10 protein-coding genes are annotated in these 21,018 nt (G+C 40.2%); 4 read left to right on the forward strand and 6 right to left on the reverse strand.

What is annotated here, in order from left to right; all coding sequences use genetic code 11:
• Positions 1 to 99 precede the first annotated feature (99 nt).
• The 4 genes from EHW67_RS08775 to EHW67_RS08790 are packed head-to-tail and all read left to right on the forward strand — an operon-like array spanning position 100 to position 4,102.
• Positions 100 to 897 (forward strand): SDR family oxidoreductase, encoded by a 798-nt coding sequence (locus tag EHW67_RS08775; RefSeq protein ID WP_126162003.1) that lies wholly within the window; start codon positions 100 to 102, stop codon positions 895 to 897.
• A gap of 12 nt (positions 898 to 909) precedes the next feature.
• Positions 910 to 2,244 (forward strand): L-fucose:H+ symporter permease, encoded by a 1,335-nt coding sequence (fucP, locus tag EHW67_RS08780; protein ID WP_126162004.1) that lies wholly within the window; start codon positions 910 to 912, stop codon positions 2,242 to 2,244.
• The gene (locus EHW67_RS08785) at positions 2,241 to 2,585 is read left to right on the forward strand and encodes an L-rhamnose mutarotase (protein WP_126162005.1); all 345 of its coding nucleotides are present in this window, start codon (positions 2,241 to 2,243) and stop codon (positions 2,583 to 2,585) included. Before fucP ends, EHW67_RS08785 begins: the two co-directional genes overlap by 4 nt.
• A gap of 20 nt (positions 2,586 to 2,605) precedes the next feature.
• Complete coding sequence (locus EHW67_RS08790) at positions 2,606 to 4,102, forward strand: alpha-L-fucosidase (protein ID WP_126162006.1); 1,497 nt, start codon at positions 2,606 to 2,608, stop codon at positions 4,100 to 4,102.
• Positions 4,103 to 4,376: 274 nt separating this feature from the next.
• On the opposite strand, the gene EHW67_RS08795 is transcribed toward EHW67_RS08790, so the two are convergent.
• The 6 genes from EHW67_RS08795 to EHW67_RS08820 all read right to left on the reverse strand — a co-directional run bounded on the left by EHW67_RS08795 (position 4,377) and on the right by EHW67_RS08820 (position 20,902).
• A complete protein-coding gene (locus EHW67_RS08795) occupies positions 4,377 to 7,679 on the reverse strand; it encodes a VCBS repeat-containing protein (RefSeq protein WP_238389873.1) in 3,303 nt (1,100 codons plus the stop codon).
• Positions 7,680 to 7,764: 85 nt separating this feature from the next.
• Positions 7,765 to 9,321: a RagB/SusD family nutrient uptake outer membrane protein gene (locus EHW67_RS08800; protein WP_126162007.1), complete on the reverse strand. Its 1,557-nt coding sequence runs from the start codon at positions 9,319 to 9,321 to the stop codon at positions 7,765 to 7,767.
• Positions 9,322 to 9,338: 17 nt separating this feature from the next.
• Positions 9,339 to 12,422: a SusC/RagA family TonB-linked outer membrane protein gene (locus tag EHW67_RS08805; RefSeq protein WP_238389874.1), complete on the reverse strand. Its 3,084-nt coding sequence runs from the start codon at positions 12,420 to 12,422 to the stop codon at positions 9,339 to 9,341.
• 392 nt (positions 12,423 to 12,814) lie between these two features.
• On the reverse strand, positions 12,815 to 14,497 hold the full coding sequence (locus tag EHW67_RS08810) for a sulfatase family protein (protein WP_126162008.1): 1,683 nt from the start codon (positions 14,495 to 14,497) through the stop codon (positions 12,815 to 12,817).
• Between the two features lie 354 nt (positions 14,498 to 14,851).
• On the reverse strand, positions 14,852 to 16,654 hold the full coding sequence (locus EHW67_RS08815) for an arylsulfatase (protein WP_238389875.1): 1,803 nt from the start codon (positions 16,652 to 16,654) through the stop codon (positions 14,852 to 14,854).
• Positions 16,655 to 16,669: 15 nt separating this feature from the next.
• Positions 16,670 to 20,902: a hybrid sensor histidine kinase/response regulator transcription factor gene (locus tag EHW67_RS08820; protein ID WP_126162009.1), complete on the reverse strand. Its 4,233-nt coding sequence runs from the start codon at positions 20,900 to 20,902 to the stop codon at positions 16,670 to 16,672.
• Between the last annotated feature and the right edge of the window lie 116 nt (positions 20,903 to 21,018).

The raw sequence follows: 21,018 nt of genomic DNA on the forward strand, positions 1-21,018 counted from the left end.
GGGATATATCAGAACTTTTACTGTCACCCATTATTTTTGGGATAGACACTAAAAAGGTCAAGGATTACTTTTGGATAATTAACCAACAATATAAAATAGATGGATTTAGGATTAAATGATAAAGTGGTTGTGGTAACTGGTGCCGCTGGAACTAAAGGGAGTATAGGTGAAACTATTGTACAAGCCCTTGCGAACGAAGGGGCGATACCTGTAATAGTGTGTAGAAACGATAGAGGTTATGGCTATGAAAAGGAACTTCAGGAAAGGGGGTTGGATGCCATCTTCGTTAAGACAGATCTATCCGATCCGGCCCAAATAGAAAAAGCGGTAAAAATAATTGGCGAAAAGTACGGGCGTATAGATGCCCTTATCAATAATGTTGGGGTCAACGATGGTGCCGGACTTGATGCTTCCATTGAGGATTTTATGTATTCCTTAAAATTGAATTTAGTAAGTTTCTTTGCCATGACAAAATACTGTTTGCCCTATCTTATCAAAGCCAAGGGCAATATATTGAATATAGGATCCAAAGTTGCATTAACAGGCCAGGGAGCTACTTCCGGATATGCAGCTTCCAAAGGGGGAGTGTTGGGTCTTACCCGTGAATGGGCGGTAGACCTAATTAAACATGATATCCGTTCCAATGCCATAATCATCGCAGAAAGCTGGACCCCTGCCTATGACAATTGGATCAAAACCCTGGACGACGGAGCCGAAAAATTACAATCCATCGTCAAGAAAATACCCCTCGAAAATCGAATGACAACTCCCCAGGAAATTGCTGATAGCTGTTTGTTCACTATCTCGGATAAATCTTCACATACCACGGGACAGTTCATTTTTGTGGACGGGGGCTACGTACATTTGGACAGATCTCTATTGACCGATCAACTATAAAAACTACCCACTATGAACACTACCAATAAAATACCAGTGGTGCGTAGGGAATTATTATTTCCCTTCATTATCATCACTTCATTGTTTGCTCTTTGGGGCATTGCCAACGACCTTACCAACCCTATGGTATCTGCATTTAAGAAAGTGATGCCGGAATTGACCAATGTACAAGCTTCGTTGGTACAGTTTGCCTTCTATTTTGGCTATTTTTTTATGGCCTTGCCTGCCGCACTCTTTATTCGTAAATACAGCTATAAATCCGGTATTATCCTAGGATTGATTTTATATGCCATAGGAGCATTTTTGTTTTATCCTGCAGCGGCCTATGAAGAATACTCTTATTTTTTAATATCCCTTTGGGTATTGACTTGTGGCCTTGCTTTTTTGGAAACCACCTCCAACCCATTAGTACTTGCCCTAGGCGATGAGGAAACAGCTACCAGAAGATTAAACCTGGCCCAAGCATTTAATCCTATGGGATCATTGACCGGAATGATCATAGCGCAAGTTTTTGTAATAGGAGCGTTGCGTTCAGATGATTACACCGCTGAAGCCTTTAAGGCCTTAGGGTCTGAAGAATTGGCCGCCATTAGGGAGAATGACCTGGGAATTATCAGTATCCCGTATATTGGTTTGGGAATTGTGGTACTCACTATCATGGCCATAATCGTATTTACCAAGATCCCGAAAACGGCAGAAGAAGACAAGATGTCGGTTTCAGAATCCTTTAAAAAACTTTTTGCCAATAAAAACTATATAAGAGGTGTTGTTGCCCAAGCTTTCTATGTGGGCGCACAGATTATGTGCTGGACCTATATTTTTCAGTACGTTGATCTGATGAACCAAGGACGGGCCGAGACCGAACAATTAACGGCTACTTGGTTCAACGTAATGGCCATGATATCGTTTCTTACAGGACGGTGGATCGGCACAGCTATGATGAAGAATATAAATCCTTCCAAACTCTTGATGTGGTTTGGTCTTGGAGGAGTATTGATGTCCCTAGGGGCGATAGTATTACCCGGCATGGCAGGTCTACTTGCTCTAGTAGGTATTTCGGTCTTTATGTCCATTATGTTCCCTACCATTTACGGAATTGCCTTAAAGGACATGGGAGATGAGGCCAAAATAGGGTCCGCGGGCCTTGTAATGGCCATTGTAGGAGGTGCTTTAATGCCAGTACTCCAAGGCAGTATTTTGGACTGGGGAGGGGATGGATTTGCAGATGTAGCGGTACTAGGATTTATTCCGGAAGTAAAATTTTCATTCATTCTACCCTTGATTTGCCTGGCCGTTGTGGCTTGGTACGGATACAGTAGTTTTAAAACAAATAATACAATCAAATGATGACAAAAAGATATTGTTTTTCCTGCGATTTAAAGGAAGACCCCCAATTAATAAAGGAATATAAGGAATACCATGCCGCTGGAAACGCCTGGCCAGAAATAACCAAAAGTATCAAGGATGCCGGTATTGTAGATCTGCAGATTTATCTTACCGGGAACAGAATGTTTATGATCATGGATGTGGACGAAACTTTCGACCCGGTGAAAAAGGCCAAAGCAGATGAGGAAAATCCAAAGGTACAGGAGTGGGAAGAGCTTATGTGGAAATATCAACAAGCATTGCCTTGGGCCAAAGAAGGTGAAAAATGGGTATCCATGGAACAAGTTTTCCAATTAGTATAGAACCATTAATATATTATATAATGAAGAAAAAACACCTTATTTTATCCTTAGCTCTATGCGCTATTCCGCTATTGGGTATAGGTCAAAACAATAAAGAATACCAAGCCAATTGGGAATCCCTTTCACAGCATAAAGAGGCACCAGAATGGTTTAAGGATGCAAAATTTGGCATTTATTTCCATTGGGGCGTTTATAGCGTTCCGGCATTTGGAAGTGAGTGGTACCCCAGTAAAATGTATATTAAGGGTACGGCAGAATATGAGCATCATCAAAAAGTATACGGTAAGCAAAGCACCTACGGTTATCATGAATTTGTACCCCAATTTAAAGCTGAAAAATTCGATGCGGATGAATGGGTTGCCCTATTCAAAAATGCAGGGGCCAAATTTGCAGGTCCGGTAGCGCAACATCACGATGGATTTGCCATGTGGGACAGTGAAATTAATCCTTGGAATGCTGCAGATAAAGGTCCTAAAAGAGACATTACAGGGGAGTTGGCCAATGCCTTGCGTAAGAATGACATGAAATTGATAACCACTTTTCATCATGCGCGAAACCTTCAGCGAAATGCGGAGAATCCAAAAAAATGGGGTAATTTTGATAGTCATTTCACGTATGACCCAAGCTATCATACCTCTACTGAAGAGCCAGAATTACGTAAATTATACGGGAACATTCCTACCAATGAATTTCATGAATACTGGTCTGCACAGATTAAGGAAGTAGTGGACAAATACCATCCCGATGCCATTTGGTTCGATTCTTGGCTCAATTTTATTCCCGAGTCCAGGGTGCAGCAGATGTGTGCCCAGTATTTTAATACCGCTAAAGAAAATGGGCAGGAGGTCTTGATTGGATATAAACAATGGGACTTGCCCAAAGAGGTGGGAATACAAGATATAGAGCAAGGAGGAAAAAGGGATATTACTGAACGGGCATGGATGACCGACATAACCTTGAGCAATCAATCATGGAGCTATGTTACTGGTCAGACCTATAAACCAGCTCCGCTAGTTATGAGAAACCTTATTGATGTTGTTAGTAAAAACGGTGTGGTATTGTTAAATGTTTCACCTAAGGCCGATGGAAGTATCCCGGAGGAACAACGAAAAGTATTAGGGGAAATGGGTAACTGGTTCTCAAAATATGGTGAGGCCATTTACAATACCAAGCCCTGGGATTTATACGGGTTTGGAGATGCGAGTGCAGGAGAAGGACATTTTGGTGGGCAATCGGCTACCGTAGAATACAGTGCCAACGATATTAGGTTTACACAATCCAAGGACGAAAAAAGCTTGTATCTCATTTTCCTAGGAAAACCAGAAGTGGGCAAGGAAGTTACATTGCGGTTATTGGCAAAACATCGCTACAGTCCGCATTCGGCCATTAAACGGATTGTTCTTTTGGGGACAGACACCGAAGTGGAATACGACCTGAACGATGAGAATTTTAAATTGATCATACCCGAGGCCCCGATGGATGAAATTGCAACTGTTCTAAAATTTGAACTGGAATAATTAAAATGGCTTAGTTCATTTTAATACTTTATGGTGAAATCATTCTAATTTGTGGTTTTACCAATTGCAAAAAGAAAAACGTATCGATATTGGCTAAAATCAATTAGAAGCCTTATTTCGGTACGTTTTTTTATGGCCTATAATCCTTTAACAGTTCTATAACTTAATTACACACTTAGATTTTTCCATCAAAAGCTCTGTATCTGCTATTTAGATGCTAGGTTTCTTATGATATTTAAACTATTGTAAATAACTGCTTTATAGCTAAAAGGACTTATTTAACTTCTTTAATTTTTAAGCTATCGTTATTAATGGCAAACAATAAACCGTTTGTTTTTTTATTTGCAAGTTTGATAATGGCCGTATTTCTAACATCCCCGGTTATCATTAGCCCACTTTTGTCCGGTTCTACCAACTTAAACCCTTGTGGTCCACCGATCATTACCAAGCCCACACTGGAGTCATTTCTTGGGGTTTCTACCTCGGATTGATAGAGATTGCCGGCCACAACCACATCGGGGTATTTATCTCCGTTATAATCAATTTCCTGAAAGGAGTTAATTGAGGAAAACTGTGCTCTATTGGGTAGGCTATGCATTGCATAGGTACCATCCCCCCTATTTTCAATCCATTGATGTGCAAAGGTTTGGACGGTATAATGCAGGGATTGTTCCAACATTTTTTCTCCATAAATATCCATAAGGTCCGCATTGGCAAATGATTCAAAGGTTTTAAAGCGTTGCTTAATGGCCGGAACTTGTTGGGAAGAGCATTCCCTGCCCCGTAATGGCAGTTTGGTGCCGTATTTTTCATAGCTCAGCACAATATCCATACTGCCATTTTCATCAAAATCGTTGGCATAGACCTCAAAAGGGGCCTTGTCACTGGCCTTGTACTTATAATTAAGACCTAAGTTCCCAGCCAGATAATCCATATCCCCGTCGGCATCCACGTCCATCTTCTGCAGCGCATACCACCATCCCCGACTCTTTTCAAAACCCAAATTTTGGGTAACTTCTTCAAATTTATGGCCCATATTCTTAAAAAAGCGAATAGGCATCCATTCGCCTGTTATGATCAGATCAATATTTCCATCGTTGTTAAAATCATCCCAGAGGGCAGATGTTACTAGACCTGCATCTTGGAGCTCGGGAACAATGTCCGCGGTTACATCTGTATATCGGAGTGCTTGGTCTATTCCACCATCATTACGGAGTAAATAACTCTGCGCAGGAAATGGATATTTTCCGGGTACTATTCTCCCACCAACAAACAGGTCCATATCTCCATCATTGTCGTAATCTGCCGAAACAACTGTTTGGCCACTGGAGGTTATTTTTGGAAGGGAACTGCTTGCCTTTGTAAATCCTTTCGGGGTATTTATATACAATCTATCCTGGTAAAACTCCTTGGGTTTTAATTTACTATTGCCTCCGCTTACCACATACAGGTCCAAATCCGAATCTCCGTCCGCATCAAATAATAGAGCTCCTGTGTCTTCTAGATCAAGCTCCTTATCCCAAGGGCCGGAAAGCATTTCAAATTCACCATTTTCTTTTTGCAGATACATTGCTGGTGGACTCCCCGCTGCGTTGCCTACAAAAACATCCTCCAACCCATCGGCGTTAATATCCCCTACCGTCAAGGCCGGTCCAAGTTGGGAATTCTTATGGGGCAACAGCGGCTCAAAGGCATAATCGTTATAAAAATCTTCTTCATGAAGAAAATCAATTTTGGAACTATCGGTAATATCCTCGAAAGGTAGTGGGTGGTCCTCTTTAGTTTCCGAAGCCAAAGGGCTGTTATCATTGTATTCAATTTCTATTGCTTGATCAACGGCTATATTTTGAACAATTTGAAGCTTGCCATTGGGCCAAAATATTTTTATTTCCTCCACTTGATTTTTAGATCCAAGTCCAAAATGCAAGAGGGGCTCCACACTGGATTGATATCCCCTGCTAAGTGTTAACTCCTGCTGCTGTATGCTTTCTCCACACTTTACCATTACTTTGGCACCAAGGCCCATTAGGTTCTGGTCTTGTCCTTTTAAGGCGACTTTTAAATAGTGGTTTCCTGTTTTTTGGGTCTGATTTACGGCTATGGTAGCTGCACCATCCATATTATTAATAACTAGATCTAGGTCACCATCGCCATCCAAATCGGTATATGCAAATCCATTGGAAAAGCCCTTTTGTTCCAACCCCCAATCCTTGGTTACATTTGAAAATGAAAAATCACCATTATTTTGGAAGGCAAAATTGGCAATGGGCGTACTGGGCATTAGGTTAAAATCAGGATTGCTTTCCCTCCCGAAAAAAGTAGCACTATCATAGGAGGCATTTACGTCATTATTGTTAACATCACGCTTTACACCGTTGGAGACAAAAACATCTTTATGACCATCATTGTCGAAATCTGCAAAAAGTGCTCCCCAACTCCAGTCGGTTGTTGCCATTCCTGCAAACCTCGCAATATCACTAAAGATGGGTTCTCCACCCCTGTTTGGCCCGTTGTTAAGCTGTAGCGAATTTTGCATATATTGATAATTGAACCCCAATTCCACCGCTTCATAAAATGATTCTGGGTTCATACTGGCCATATTGGTTTTAGATCTTTTGTAATCTGCCGGTGTCATATCTACCTGCAATAAGTCTGTGTATCCGTCATTGTTAAAATCAGCGGCGTCTATTCCCATTCCGAACATGGAGGTATGGCGGGTCGCTTTTTGGGATATTTCTTTAAAGGTTCCATCGCCATTGTTCTGATAAAGATAATCGGGAACGTTAAAATCATTGGACAAATATAGGTCTACATAGCCATCGTTGTTAAAATCCGTAGCCACCAATCCCAAGGTTAGACCAAAATTTTGTACCCCGGCCTCCACGGTAACATCCACAAACTTACCATTTCCTTGGTTCTTATAAAGATGGCCAGAATCTTCAAATTTGTTCTCATCCATCTTATCCTTATAATATTTGTTTCCCATGCTTACCATAACATTAGGGTAGTTTGCAACAAAGAGATCTAGTAGTCCGTCGTTATCGTAATCAAAAAAAGTAGATTGTATGGAAGCTCCGGTGTCGGCTATCCCATAAGATTGGGCACTTTCCCTAAAAGTGTTATTGCCGTTATTGATAAATAGTTGGTTGGCCGTGTTTCCAAATTTGCCCGAAACACTGAGATAAATATCCAAATATCCGTCGTGGTTTATATCTACCATGGTTGTACCGGAATACCATCGGTCATCTCCCGAAACACCTGCAGATTCGCTAATATCCTCAAATTGCAATCCACCTTTGTTCAGATATAATTTATTGGGAACAAGATTACCGGTGAAATACAAATCGGGTAGTCCGTCGTTATTGATATCCCCTACGGAGACACCGGCCCCTAGATATAGATATGGAAAGTCAAAATAGTTGAGGGTGTCATTTTCTACAATGTTATTGGAGAAGTGAATTCCAGAAGTCGCAGCATCAATTTGAACGAATCCGGTACTGCTCATGGGTTCCTTTTCAGAAGAACAGGAAGCGATGGTCAGGATAAATATAATAGGTAAAACTCTCAAATACATCATAATACAAAATTAGTCGGCGATTGCAATATAAATACTGAATCGCCGACATGAACAAAAAACTAACTTAATTAAACTACTATGACTGTTAGTATCCAGGATTTTGTTTAAATACTGGATTGGCATCTATTTCGTTCTGTGGAATTGCAATATATTCCCTTCCCGGTTTATAGGAACTGGTACCTGCACTCTCAGATTTCAATTCTGGTTTGTTTACAATATATTCCTCTACTTTTCCCCAACGCAAAATATCGAAATAACGTGTACGCTCCAGCGTTAATTCTTTTACGCGCTCATCTTCTATGTCCTGCATGGTCAAGGATGTCAAGGCCGGCATATCAACCCTTGCACGTACTTCGTTAATGGCCTCCAAGGCAGGGGCAGTAGATCCGTTCAACATAAATTCAGCTTCGGCAAACATTAGTAAGATATCCGCATATCTCAATAACCTTAGATTGTTGCCGGATTGGTGCCAACCACCATCTTGCGAACCCGTTTTGTTATCGAAGGTAATATCCAACCACTTGTTTCCCCATACGAAAGATTCTCCTGGGAATACCTCCTGATAGCTTAGATCGCCATATGTCTTGGAAGAAAGCACTTTACCGTTGTAGGTGGTAGTCTCATCAGTGTCAAAAAACAAGGTTGTATAGGTTCTTGGATCTATTTCATCGTTTACGGTTCTTTCATCCAAAAATAAATCCAACACCCAATTGTTTATACGCATTCCATCCTGACCTGTAAATCCTCTTGGCGCTATATCGGGGTGAAAGGCTGCACCTTTACCAAGTCCTGCGTTATCACCTCCCCAACCACTATTGCCATCGGCTACCAACTGTACTTCAAAAAGGGATTCCTTGTTATTTTCGGAAGCTTCAGTAAAGTTGTCGGCATAATCTTCCATTAACTCGTACCTACCATCCATTATCTTAGCAAACTCGGCCTTGGCCTCCGCATATTTTTCCTGGTACAAGAACACCTTGCCCAAAAGCCCAGTAGCGGCTCCGTTGGTAACCCTACCTGTCATATCCAAAGGCCAGGAGTCGGGAGCCAGTTGTTGGGCTTCCATTAGGTCGTTTTCTATTTGCGTCCAAACATCGGCAGGATCGGCCTGTTCAAGAGAATTAGGATTGTCTATATCACCTATCGGAGTGGTGATCAGGGGAACGTTTCTCCAACCGTTCAAGAGATTAAAATAATTAAAGGCCCTAATAAAATAGGCTTCCCCCAAAATATTGTTCTTCTTGGTCTGATCCATATCAATATCGGGAACGTGTGCCAATACCTCATTGGCTCTGGTTACCCCTTGGAACATAGCACTCCATACCCAGAAGGCACCATTACTTTGAGGGACACCGTTAAAAGACCCGGCGGCAGTACGCTCTGATGTAGCAAATGCATTAACGGTATCTGCCCTGTAATCCGAAAGGAAAATTTCAAATCGGGTATAATACCAAATATGGGTAAACGGACTATATGCCCCTATGATACCTTTTGTGGCGTCATCTTCGGTTTTCCAAAAGGATTGTGGGGTAACGGCATTCGGATTCTCTTGTTCAAGAATATCTGTTCTACAACTATTGGTTGTCATCATTAACAACAGGAGTGCAGCCAGCGTACTTTTTGATAATATTTTATTTTTCATGACTTTTTGTTATAATGTTAAAATGCAATCTGTAAACCTAGTTGAATTGTCCTCGCCGTTGGATAAGCACTCTCATCCACCCCGGAACTAAAAATTCTTCTGGCCGATCTTGTATTTCTACCAACTTCTGGATAGTAGCCAGTATATTGGGTTAAGGTAAAGAGATTGGTTGCTGAGGCATATATCCTTAATTTGCTCATTCTCATTTTTTCGGAAAGGTCAGATGGGATGGTATATCCCAACTGCATATTCTTTAACCTGAAGTAATCTCCCTTTTCCAAATAGAAATCGGAAGGCCTCCTGTTAAATCCAGGGTCGGTCTGGGTGTTTCTTGGTATATTGGTGTCCGTATTAGTCGGTGTCCAAGCATTTAATGCATCGGTCAAATATGGACCTTCGGTATCAAAATAACCTCTATATATATTACCGTTCAATATTTTATTTCCTGCTACCCCATTAAAAAATAAGCTTAAGTCCAAATTCTTGTAGGTAGCGGAAATATTAAGCCCATACTCAAAGTTAGGAGCAGGATTGCCCAAAAACTTCTGGTCATTTTCATCAATGACCCCGTCAGGGCCACTACCATCTGGACCAGCTATATCCTTAAACTTAAGGTCTCCAGCTTGCGGGTTATTGTTGTCATTGGCAGCAAGAGCTTCCGCATCGGTCTGGTAAATACCATCAACCACATAGCCAAAGAATGAAGAAACTGGTTGGCCAACATCGGTTTTTGTACCTTTAAGTCCGTTAGACGTAAATTGTCCTTCAATAATTGGAGTAGCATCCCCTAAGGCGGTTACCTTATTATTTAAGGTAGTGAAGTTTCCGCTTATGCTAAAGGAGAAATCTTCATTTACATATTCAGAGTAATTGGCCAAAAACTCAAAACCTTTGTTTTCTATACTCGCCGTGTTAAAAGGAACCCTATTTCCAAAACCTGTATAAAGAGGCAGCCCCAATTCTACCAGCACATCTTCAGATTTCTTATAGAAATAGTCCATGGTAATGTTCAATTTCTTGTTTAGGGCATTAAATTCCAAACCTATATCCGTAGTCTTACTGGTTTCCCAGGTAATATTCTCGTTTATACCTTTTGTAATTGAGTATCCTGTGGCACGGTTTTGACTTTCTCCTATTGGATATTCACTGTTCAGGTTCAATTCTGGACTTAGTGAATAGATAGGTACGTTGTCTGATCCTACCTCCCCATAACTAGCTCTAAGTTTTAGGTCTGTAATGGCAGATACATTTTCCATAAAGGATTCGTTACCAATATTCCATCCCAAGGCAAAAGAGGGAAAAGTACCCCACCTCAAATCTTTCTTAAAAAGGGAGGAACCATCCCTACGAAGCGTAGCAGTAAGCAAATACCTACTATCAAAAGAATAACTTAACCTACCAAAATAGGACTGAATGGTCTTTGTTAAATCTTGGGAAGGAAAGTTTACCTTGTCCTCTGCTGCGGAAGCTACACGTACATCGTTGGAGGGAAATTTTCTTGCCAAGGCTCCCAAGGATCTGGTGTTTGATACCTGATCGGTATATCCTATTACCGTATTGATATTATGTTTATTGAACTGCTTACTATAGGTTAGGGTGTGTTCTATAAGGGTAGAAAGGAAATTGGTGTTAACCTCGTTCAATTCAGCAAATTTGTTATTTCCAAAAGTTCCAGCGTTGAAAAAATAAGTAGGGGTAAAGGTGAAATTGTTATTGGCATAATAGTCCAGCCCTAAATTCAGTTTATAGGTAAGTCCGTCAAAAACTTCGAAAGACCCAGCTAAATTTCCAAGAACGGAATTTCTGGTAACCGTCCTATCTTCTACTGTGGCCAAGCCTAAGGAATTGCTTACATTCCCAACTCCGTAAAAGGAACCAATAGCAACATTATCGGGTTGGTCAGAAGCACTAAAATTCCCCTCATCATCATAAATGGCCATGGTAGGCAGCAGATCCCTTTCCCTATTAAAGTATGGGTTGGGGTTGTCTATAGTACGGGTTAGACCAATGGTGTTCTCAAGTTTAAACCTACCCATGTTCATCGTGGCATTTACCCTAGCTGTTGTACGTTTATAATCCGATTGTTTTACTATACCCTCCTGGTCATAATGGTTAAGGGAAAGGCTATAGGTACTGTGTTCATTTCCACCGTATATTCTGGCGTTGGCATTCATTACCGCAGCCGTACGTAAGGATTCCCTCTGGATATCACTATCTATATTGGGATTAAACTGTGTATCATTAGCAGGAAATCTTGGGTTGCCATCGTTGTCCCTTGCTCGGTTCACGATATCTGCATAATCTCTGGCATTGGCCCAATCTATATTTTTTACGGATTTTTGAAGTCCATAACTGTAATCAAGATCTACCTTCATTCCACCGCCTTTTGTTCCTTTCTTGGTCGTTACAATGATAACTCCATTGGCGGCCCTGGAACCATAGATAGCACTGGCCGAAGCATCCTTTAATACAGAAATACTTTCAATATCACCTGGGTTTAAGGTAGCCATATCCCCTGTAAGCATACCATCTATAACGTATAAGGGCCCCGCATCGGAAAGGGTACTGGAACCTCGTATGGTCACCAAAGCATTGGCCCCTGGCGAACCTCCATTTGCCTCTACCCTAACCCCAGCTGTACGTCCTTGTATTGCTTGGGCGGCATCGTTATAGGTAAATTTGTTGATTTCATCACCATCAACCGTACTTACAGAGCCGGTAAGGTCACTCTTCTTTTGGGTACCATATCCAATTACAACAACTTCTTCAAGTTGACTGGCATCCTCTTCCAAGGATACATTTATGGTAGATTTTCCGCTTACGGCCACTTCCTGGGAAACAAATCCTATGTAGCTTATTACCAGGGTAGCATTGCTGTCTGCCAAAATGGAATAGTTCCCGTCAAAATCGGTTTGTGTTCCGTTGGTGGTTCCCTTTACCAAAACATTTGCCCCAGGTAAGGGTTGGCCGGTATTGTCCGTAACATTACCTGTTACCGTAACCTCCTGGGAAAAAACGAAGGTCGCACTTGTCAACCAAAACAAGGTAAGTAACCACACCTTGGGTCGGTTTTTTTTCTTAAGCATTTTTAAAGATCTCATAAGTTTAATTGAGTTATTTAGGTTATATAAAAAACAGCTAAAACTGTTTAGCCAAAAGTAGCTGCAATAGTTTTTTTGCAGCAAAACATATGGTTTAATGAGTAGAATAGATGGTTTGTTTCATCGCCAAATGTCCAATTTTATTGGGTTTGAAAGTAGGATTGGCTAGACTTGTCCATTTTTTGCCATTGACAATATTTTTGCCCTGAAACAACCTGACCGGAAATAATTTTGACCAGGATTTTCCTAAATTGTAGTATCTATTATGATGTCTTTTTAGAACCAACTAACAGAAAATAAAATTCCCGATCTTAACCGCGAAGAAGTTTAGATCGGGAATGGGTTTTATCGGAAATATGTACCGATAATATTATTAACTCTTGACTTTGTTTTTAATCATTCCAATGCGCATCAATTACTTTTTGTATATGTGGATAATTGGCATCGGTTTCGTTTAGATTTTTCCGCAATTGGACCAGTTGTTCCTTTAAGTCTGCAATGACCTCTTTATATTCTGTATCACCGTAAACATTGTTCATCTCCTTGGGGTCTTTTTTTAGATCGTAAAATTCCCAAGCAGGCGGAGTGTGGTTGGTAAAATCGTTACCCCAACTATCTTTGTTCCAGGTCGCCTTTGGATCATCTGTATCCACCCAATACTTGCCATAGAAAAATATTAATTTGTAATCTTTAGTTCTAATACCAAAGTGGGCCGGGTTTTGATGACGGTGCGCCAAATGCATCCAATAGCGATAATAGGTAGCCTGTTGCCAATCTTTGGGCTCTTGTCCTGTTTCCAAAATCTCTTTAAAACTGTGTCCTTGCATATAATCCGGGGTTTTCCCCCCAGCCAGTTCAATCAAGGTAGGAGCAAAATCCGTATTATTAATAATGGCATCGGTACGGGTACCGGATTTAATGGATTTAGGATATCTCACAAAGAACGGCATTCTCATCGCCTCTTCATACATCCATCTTTTATCTATATAATCGTGTTCACCCAACATAAAGCCCTGGTCTCCTGTGTAAACAATAATTGTATTGTCCAAAAGGTTTTCAGCCTCTAAATAATCTAGAAGACGTTTTACATTATCGTCCACTCCCTTTACACAACGCAGGTACTTTTTTAAATAATCCTGATACACCTTACTGGTATACACCTTTTCCTCCTTGCTCATTTGCCATTTAACGTATTCCGATGGAGCTATATCCTCAGCGTTTCTATATTGTTTATACACTGTAGTGTCGTTCCAATAAATATTATTGGCTTGATGGCGGATCAGGTTACGGTGTGAAACGGAGGATCCAATAATCCTGGTAAGGGAATCGTTCTTGCCTCTGGTGGCAATAGATCCGTTATTCCCATTGTCATAAAGGCTTTCTGGCTCTGGAATGAAGGTATCGGCCAAGTAATCCTCATAGCGGGGAGCATATTCAAAGTCGTCATGAGGAGCCTTGAAATGGTGCATTAGAAAAAATGGCTTATTGGGGTCCCTTTTGTTTTCTAAATAGTCCAAGGTAATATCCATGATTTTATCCGAGGAATGACCTTGTGTTTTGACCACATTTTTTGGCCACGGTTTTTCTCCTCTAACCCGAAATTCCGGATCAAAATATTTGCCCTGCCCCGGCAATACCTTATAATAATCAAAGGCCGCAGGTTCATCATGTAAGTGCCACTTACCTACTATGGCTGTTTGGTACCCCAATTTCTTCATCTCTTTTGGCAGGTATTGCTTATCCGGTCCAATAACCCCTTCAAGATCAAGAACCCCATTGGTTTGTGAGTGCTGACCAGAAATAATGGCCGCCCTACTTGGGGTACATATAGAATTGTTCACAAAGCAATTGTCAAAAATAATTCCTTCATTGGCAATCTTATCCAATGTGGGGGTAGGGTTTAATCCGGCCAATCTACTTCCATATATACCAAAGGCTTGGGATGTATGGTCATCGGACATGATGTAAATAATATTGGGTTGTTGGGTTGGCGGTGTCTGTGACTTTCCATTCCAGGAAGATAAAATTACTACCAAAAACAACAAATAAACTAAACTGCTTTTATGGTTTTTCATTTAAAGAAGGCTTTTAATTGGATCTATTATTTAATGGAGGAAAAATACATATAACTACTGCTTAAAGGTAGAAGAAATGTTTTATTTCCTAATACATATGGTTATAACCCATACATCCTACTTCAATTCCCGGAATTATATTTTAAGCTACTGATATAATATAAAAATAAGAAACAGTAGTATCTAATATTAAATTATGTCCTATTTATTATTTATAAATTATTCAAGCCTTTTGCTGCTTTGTAAGTATCCTTAATAGAGATCATTGGCTGTTCTTGCATATAGACTTGCATTCTAATTTAAAAAAACAAAGAATGCGGTTACAAAGAAATGAAACAACTTTCTTCATTGCAATCAAAGCTTTTCTATCAAGGTGTAATAGGCCGGTATTTGTTCTCCTCGTTTATTGGTAAACGCACTGAATAATTTAAAACTTCCCTTTTCCAATTCACCTTCTATTTGCGCAAAGGGCTGCTCAGGATTAACCTTTCCTTCCAGTTTAAGATCGTTCAGCGTGATGGTGGCCTTTATGGGTTGGATGGCCCTACCTTCGGGCAATGTTTTTATATAGGCTGTTCCTTTTATTTCTTTCGCCGAGGCATTTAGGTTAAGTCCAGATTCTGGAGGATAGCGATAAAGCTTAAACCGATATCTACCACTCTCTTCTACCTTTATACTGTAGAACCCTTCAGGCAACGCTTTTGCCTCACGAATCTGAACTTGGTTCCACGGAATGTTATCATCGGTATGCATATCGTGCACGGTAATTAACGTAGGATTGGCATCGGGATGTCCAAAAGGTATTTCCGCATAACCAATATCAGGTTCTATACTGGTCCACCAGGAATCGTAGAAATCTTGCATTTTCAAAACTATTTCCGGATACCGGTCTGCCACATTTGTTGCTTGACTAGGGTCGTCCAAGGTATTGTACAGTTCCTTCCCATCTATTAAACGCCAATTTGTAGACATAACGCAGCTATTTCTACCCTTCTCTGGCAATTGATTTCGTTGGGTATCTATTACCAACATTCTGTTTATATTCTTTTCTTGGCCCGTTAGTATTTTGGCAACGCTGGTTCCGTCCAACGGTTTTTTTTCATTGAATGGTATTCCAGCTAGCTCCGTTAAAGTAGGTAAAAGATCAACATGGGCGGTTAGTTCGTTGTTTGTAGTTCCCTGTGCTATACTGCCATTGGGCCAACTTATAAAAAAAGGCACCTTATGCCCGCCATCGTAATGGCTGCCTTTTGTTCCTCGTAACCCGGCATTGTATCCCATTACTTCCCCATTCTTGCCATAATTTATTCCGGCAGCGGTTCCATTGTCCGTGGTATATACAATGATGGTATTGTCATATAGCTTTCTCTCCTTTAGATAGGCAACCAGTTTTCCGAAATTGTCATCAATATTGGTTATCATTCCATAAAAACGCCGTTGCAGATCTGTCAATGGCGCATTTTTGTACAATTTTGCGTAGCCTTCCGGGACATTAAAGGGGCCATGTGCAGCATTGAGAGGAAGATATAAGAAAAAAGGTTTTTGACCTTCTTCCTCCAAAAATTTAGTGGCTTCCCTAAACCAAACATCGGTACAATAACCTTCAAATTTTTCCGGATCACCATTGCGGAAATAAGTGTCATCAAAATAATCATTGTTCCAATAATCCGGGGTTTGGTTTATACCACCCCCTCCGTGATACAGGGCATGCTGAAAACCTCTGTCATGGGGCCTAAAAGGGTAATTGTCCCCCAAATGCCATTTTCCGAACATGGCTGTCCCATATCCGTTTTTAGCGAATACTTGGGCAATGGTTTCCTCGTCATCCTTTAGGATAGAACAACCGGCGATGGTATGCCAAGCATTATTTCTATTGGCATTTCTTCCTGTCATTAAACCTGCCCTGGTGGGAGCGCAGGTAGTTCCCACATGAAAGTTGGTAAGTTCCAAAGAACCTTGGGCAAAAGTATCAAGATTTGGTGTTTTTATCCATGGATTTCCGTGGTGTCCCAAATCGCCGTAGCCTTGGTCATCGGCCATTATAATAATCACGTTTGGTTTTGTGGCGACTTCATCCTGTGATGGGGCTTTTTCCTTGCACCCAAAGGCTATAAATACACAAAATAATACAACACCCTTAACTAGCATTTTGTTCATTGAACTATCAAAATTTTAATTGGTTTCCGATTTAGCCTTTGCATCCATTTTCCTAACGTATTCGCTGGGAACAATACCAAATTGTTTTTTAAAGCATTTGGAAAAGTAAGAAGCTGTATTGAAGCCGGTCATATACATAATTTCCTTTACCGATAGGTCGCTTTGATCAAATAACTGAACCGCTCTTTTTAAGCGTACGTTCCTAATGAACTCACTGGAAGACAAGCCGGTAAGCTCTTTAAACTTAAGATAGAGATTACTCCTGCTCAGCCCCATTTCACTTACCATCATCTCTACGTTAAAATCTGTGTTCATCATGTGTTTTTCAACAATTTGAATGGCCTGACTCAGGAATTTTTCATCCATGCTCGTAACTGTCACCTCATTTGGCTGAAGTGTAATATCCCTATTGAAGCGTTTGCGCATCTGCTCACGGCGCTTCACTATATTGGAAAGTTTAAGTTCTAATAGCTCAAAATTGAAAGGTTTTCGCAAATATTCATCAACCCCCAATTGTAAACTTTGTACTTCGCTTTCTTGGGATGATTTTGCCGTTAGAATGATAATGGGGATATGACTGGTTTCTTGGTGTTCCTTCATCGATTTACAAAAGGCTATACCGTCCATAACCGGCATTAATATATCACAGATCACTACATTGGGCATTATTTTTTTGGCCAGTTCAATCCCTTCTTGACCGTTTTCGGCTTCATATATCGCATAACTTTTTGTTAAAATCTGTTTTATAAAACTGCGGATATCCGGATTGTCGTCCACGATCAATAACACAGGTAGTTTGGATCTGGATTTGGATATGTTCTCGTCTATTAGGTCATCGTTCAGCCCAATGGCAAAGGATTCCGATTCAGAGGACCTAACTAGAAAGTCGTTGTCCGAAACATCCTTGCAGCTGATTTCCTTAATATTTAAATAAGCCTCTTTTTCCATAGGTAACCAAACTTTAAATTTGGTACCATGGTTGGTCTTACTGCTCACTTCAATTCCTCCCTGGTGCAATTCTATAAGGTTTTTGGAGAAGGATAGCCCTATCCCCATACCTTCACGATTAATGGAACTATCCTCTTTGGCTGTATGAAAGCGTTCAAATATACTGGAGAGCTTGTCCTTAGCAATTCCCAAGCCCGTATCCTTGACCTGTATGACCACTTGCTTTTGGTTATGGACCATTTTCTCGGAAATCTTAATATGTATACGTCCTCCTTTTTGCGTAAACTTAAAGGCGTTGGAAAGCAGGTTGTTTAATATTTTCTCCAAAGCATCGTGATCAAACCAAGTTGTTAATTGGGGATCCGAGGCATCAATACTAAAATCAATAGATTGTTTATGGGCCATAAACTGAAAGGGTTCCGCTACATCCTTAATGAAGGCTACAATATCGCTATTGCGCATTACCAACCTCATTTTTCCTTGGTTTAACTTCCTAAAATCCAATAATTGGCCTACTAGCCGAAGTAGGTAATCGGTGTTTTTGTGCATTAAGGCGTATTGCTCAGCCAAGGCTTTATTTTCTAATTTACCTACATTTTTCTGTAAATATTCCAACGGACCTTTTATCAGAGTCAAAGGTGTACGGAATTCATGTGAGATGTTAGTGAAAAACTCTAATTTAATTTTTTGTAGTTCTTCAGATTTTTCCTTTTCAACATGTTCCAACTCCAACTGGTGTTTTTTTGATGTTCTAATAAAGGTATACCTGTAGAAGAGCCATAAAAGGGCAAGAATCAAAAGGAAATAGACAACAAAGGCTGTATGGGTAAACCACCAAGGAGGGGCAATGGTCACTATAAGTTGGGTGGGGGTATCATTCCAAAAACCATCGTTATTGGAAGCTTTTACCTTGAAGGTATAGGTACCCGATTCCAAGTTGGTGTAGGTAGCAAATCGTTTGTTGGAGGAGGTATAGGTCCAGTCCGTATCAAATCCTTCCAACATATAGGCAAATTGGTTTTTGGAAGGGGCGGCATAGTGCAAGGCCGCAAATTCAAAGGAAAAATTATTTTCACCATACTCCAATAATATCTTATTGGTCTTGTTTATGTTTTTGTCTAAAATGACCCTTCCATTGATTTCCTCACCAATTTCAACAGATTTATTAAAAATCAATAAATCCGTGATGACCGTTTTGGCCGGAAACTCATTAACACCAATATCTTCTGGGTAAAAGGCATTAAAACCATTAATGCCTCCAAAGAGCATTTCCCCGTCCAACCTTTTTACACAGGCCAATTCTTGAAATTCGTTATCTTGTAGACCGTCGCTCTCATTATAATTCTTAAAATTTTCGGTTAGTGGATCAAATTTAGACAGTCCCTTATTGGTAGATAACCATAGATTGCCGTTGTCATCCTCTAAAATACCCTTAATAACATTGTTGGGCAGGCCATTTTTTTCTGAATAGGAAACAAAGGAATCCTCCTTACCATCTGTTCCTTTTACCAGTTTATTAAGTCCGCCTCCAAATGTACCGATCCACAAATCCCCTGCATTACTTTCATACAAAAACAGAATATAATTATGGCTTATAGAAGCGGTATTTTCTGGATCGTTTTTATAGGTTAGGAACTTTGGACGTTTTTTATAACGTTCCTTTGCAGAGATCATACTTAAACCGTTTCCAGTAGCCAGCCAAATATTGCCCTCGCTATCCTCAAGTATATTTCTTATAATATTACTGGGAACAGAATTGATACCATTGTTATAATGAGAAAAAACTTCCTTCTCATATTCTCCTTCATTATTTGTACGCATCCATCTATGCACTCCCGACCCATAGGTACCTATCCATATATTCTGCTCGGAATCCGTCAACAAACTAAAAACTCCGCCAATAAGGTCTTGGGGTACTAAGTTATTTTCGGAAACCTTGGTTGGGTCGCTAATATCCAATTGAAAAAGTCCCGGTGAACTCTCAGTGCCTATAAAAAGAACTTTCCTTTTTCCTATTTGTGTTTCCGTTAAGGCAAAGGTCCTTTGAAGTGAGTTGAAATGTTTAAAGGAAGAATAGGATCCATTGTCTTTTTTTTTGGTCAACATGTTTAAGCCCCCACCTTCTGTTCCAATCCATAAAGTGCCATTACCGTCCTCGTACATAGCCCGTATCTTGTCATAACTAAGACTATTGGGGTCGGAGGTGTTTCTAATATGTCTAAATTTTTTTCGCCCTGGGTCAAAAGTGTTCACACCGCCTCCATTGGTGCCGATCCATATTATTCCCGTGCTGTCCAAGAAAAGGGATTTTATAATATTTTTACTGATACTGGCTGGATTTCGGGAATCGTATACAAAACGGTCCCAGAATTTTGGTAAATTGTCCCCAGAAGTGTTTTCAAATAGTAAAAGCCCTTCATTGGAGCCTACCCAAATTCGATTTTCATTGTCTACCAATAAAGCACTGAAATTGCCATCATATAATTTTTGGAGATTTTCTCCTTGGCCCTTTACCTGAGCAAAAACACCTTGTCCTGTTGCAACCAATAACCGTCCTAAAGCATCTTCGGTAAGATCGCGAATAGCTGTGTTTGGCAACCCAATGGTATTGGTTATACTTCCAAAGTAATCTTGGCCATTGGCGTCTTTGGCCAGTTTAAACAAGCCGGATGCGCTACCCACTAATAACTGACTGTTTTTATCTTCGTATATGGTATAAATACTTGTACCGTCCCATCCAGCAATAAATGGAGCCTGTTCCGAATTATAATGTTTAAAAACAAAATCCTTGGAAGATAATGACAAATCAACCATATCAAGACCGTTTCTACTTCCTATCCATAGTCGTTTTTTACTGTCTAAATAAAGGGCAGTGATGTGATCACTGGACAAACTGCCACTATCGTCTTCCTTGTTTCTATAAGAGGTAAATTTACCGGTAGTGGCATTGAAGAAATTAAGCCCACTTCCTGTTGTTCCTATCCAAAGATTACCCTCATCATCACCAACTATATCATATATAAGGTTGCTATTGATACTATCGGGTTTTTCGTTGTCCGGGTTGTAAACTGTAAAACCGTATCCATCATATTTATTTAGGCCATCATGGGTGCCAAACCACATGTACCCAAACTTATCCTGATAAATAGCGTTGACGTCACTCTGTGACAGACCATCTGTGGTGGTTATATGCTTAAAACTAATAGCTTCTTGGCCATATACTGATATATTGAAGACCAATAATGGTATAACAATGCAGCACAGCAAGGTAGAAATATTAGAAATTGGCAAAATCTTCATTAGTAAGCCTTAATTTAATACTATTCTAGGACCTACAAGACCAAACTAGATCGTAAAACATAAATGAACCAATGTTTTTAAGGTTCAAAATTATAATTTACGGGTTTGTTCCCGTT

The organism is Arenibacter aquaticus, from assembly GCF_003957295.1.
Taxonomy (GTDB): Bacteria; Bacteroidota; Bacteroidia; order Flavobacteriales; family Flavobacteriaceae; genus Arenibacter; species Arenibacter aquaticus.

Coding starts and splice junctions, on each gene's coding strand:
- EHW67_RS08775 (WP_126162003.1), top strand. CDS start 100: ATGGATTTAGGATTAAATGATAAAGTGGTTGTGGTAACTGGTGCCGCT.
- fucP (WP_126162004.1), top strand. CDS start 910: ATGAACACTACCAATAAAATACCAGTGGTGCGTAGGGAATTATTATTT.
- EHW67_RS08785 (WP_126162005.1), top strand. CDS start 2,241: ATGATGACAAAAAGATATTGTTTTTCCTGCGATTTAAAGGAAGACCCC.
- EHW67_RS08790 (WP_126162006.1), top strand. CDS start 2,606: ATGAAGAAAAAACACCTTATTTTATCCTTAGCTCTATGCGCTATTCCG.
- EHW67_RS08795 (WP_238389873.1), bottom strand. CDS start 7,679: ATGATGTATTTGAGAGTTTTACCTATTATATTTATCCTGACCATCGCT.
- EHW67_RS08800 (WP_126162007.1), bottom strand. CDS start 9,321: ATGAAAAATAAAATATTATCAAAAAGTACGCTGGCTGCACTCCTGTTG.
- EHW67_RS08805 (WP_238389874.1), bottom strand. CDS start 12,422: ATGAGATCTTTAAAAATGCTTAAGAAAAAAAACCGACCCAAGGTGTGG.
- EHW67_RS08810 (WP_126162008.1), bottom strand. CDS start 14,497: ATGAAAAACCATAAAAGCAGTTTAGTTTATTTGTTGTTTTTGGTAGTA.
- EHW67_RS08815 (WP_238389875.1), bottom strand. CDS start 16,654: ATGAACAAAATGCTAGTTAAGGGTGTTGTATTATTTTGTGTATTTATA.
- EHW67_RS08820 (WP_126162009.1), bottom strand. CDS start 20,902: ATGAAGATTTTGCCAATTTCTAATATTTCTACCTTGCTGTGCTGCATT.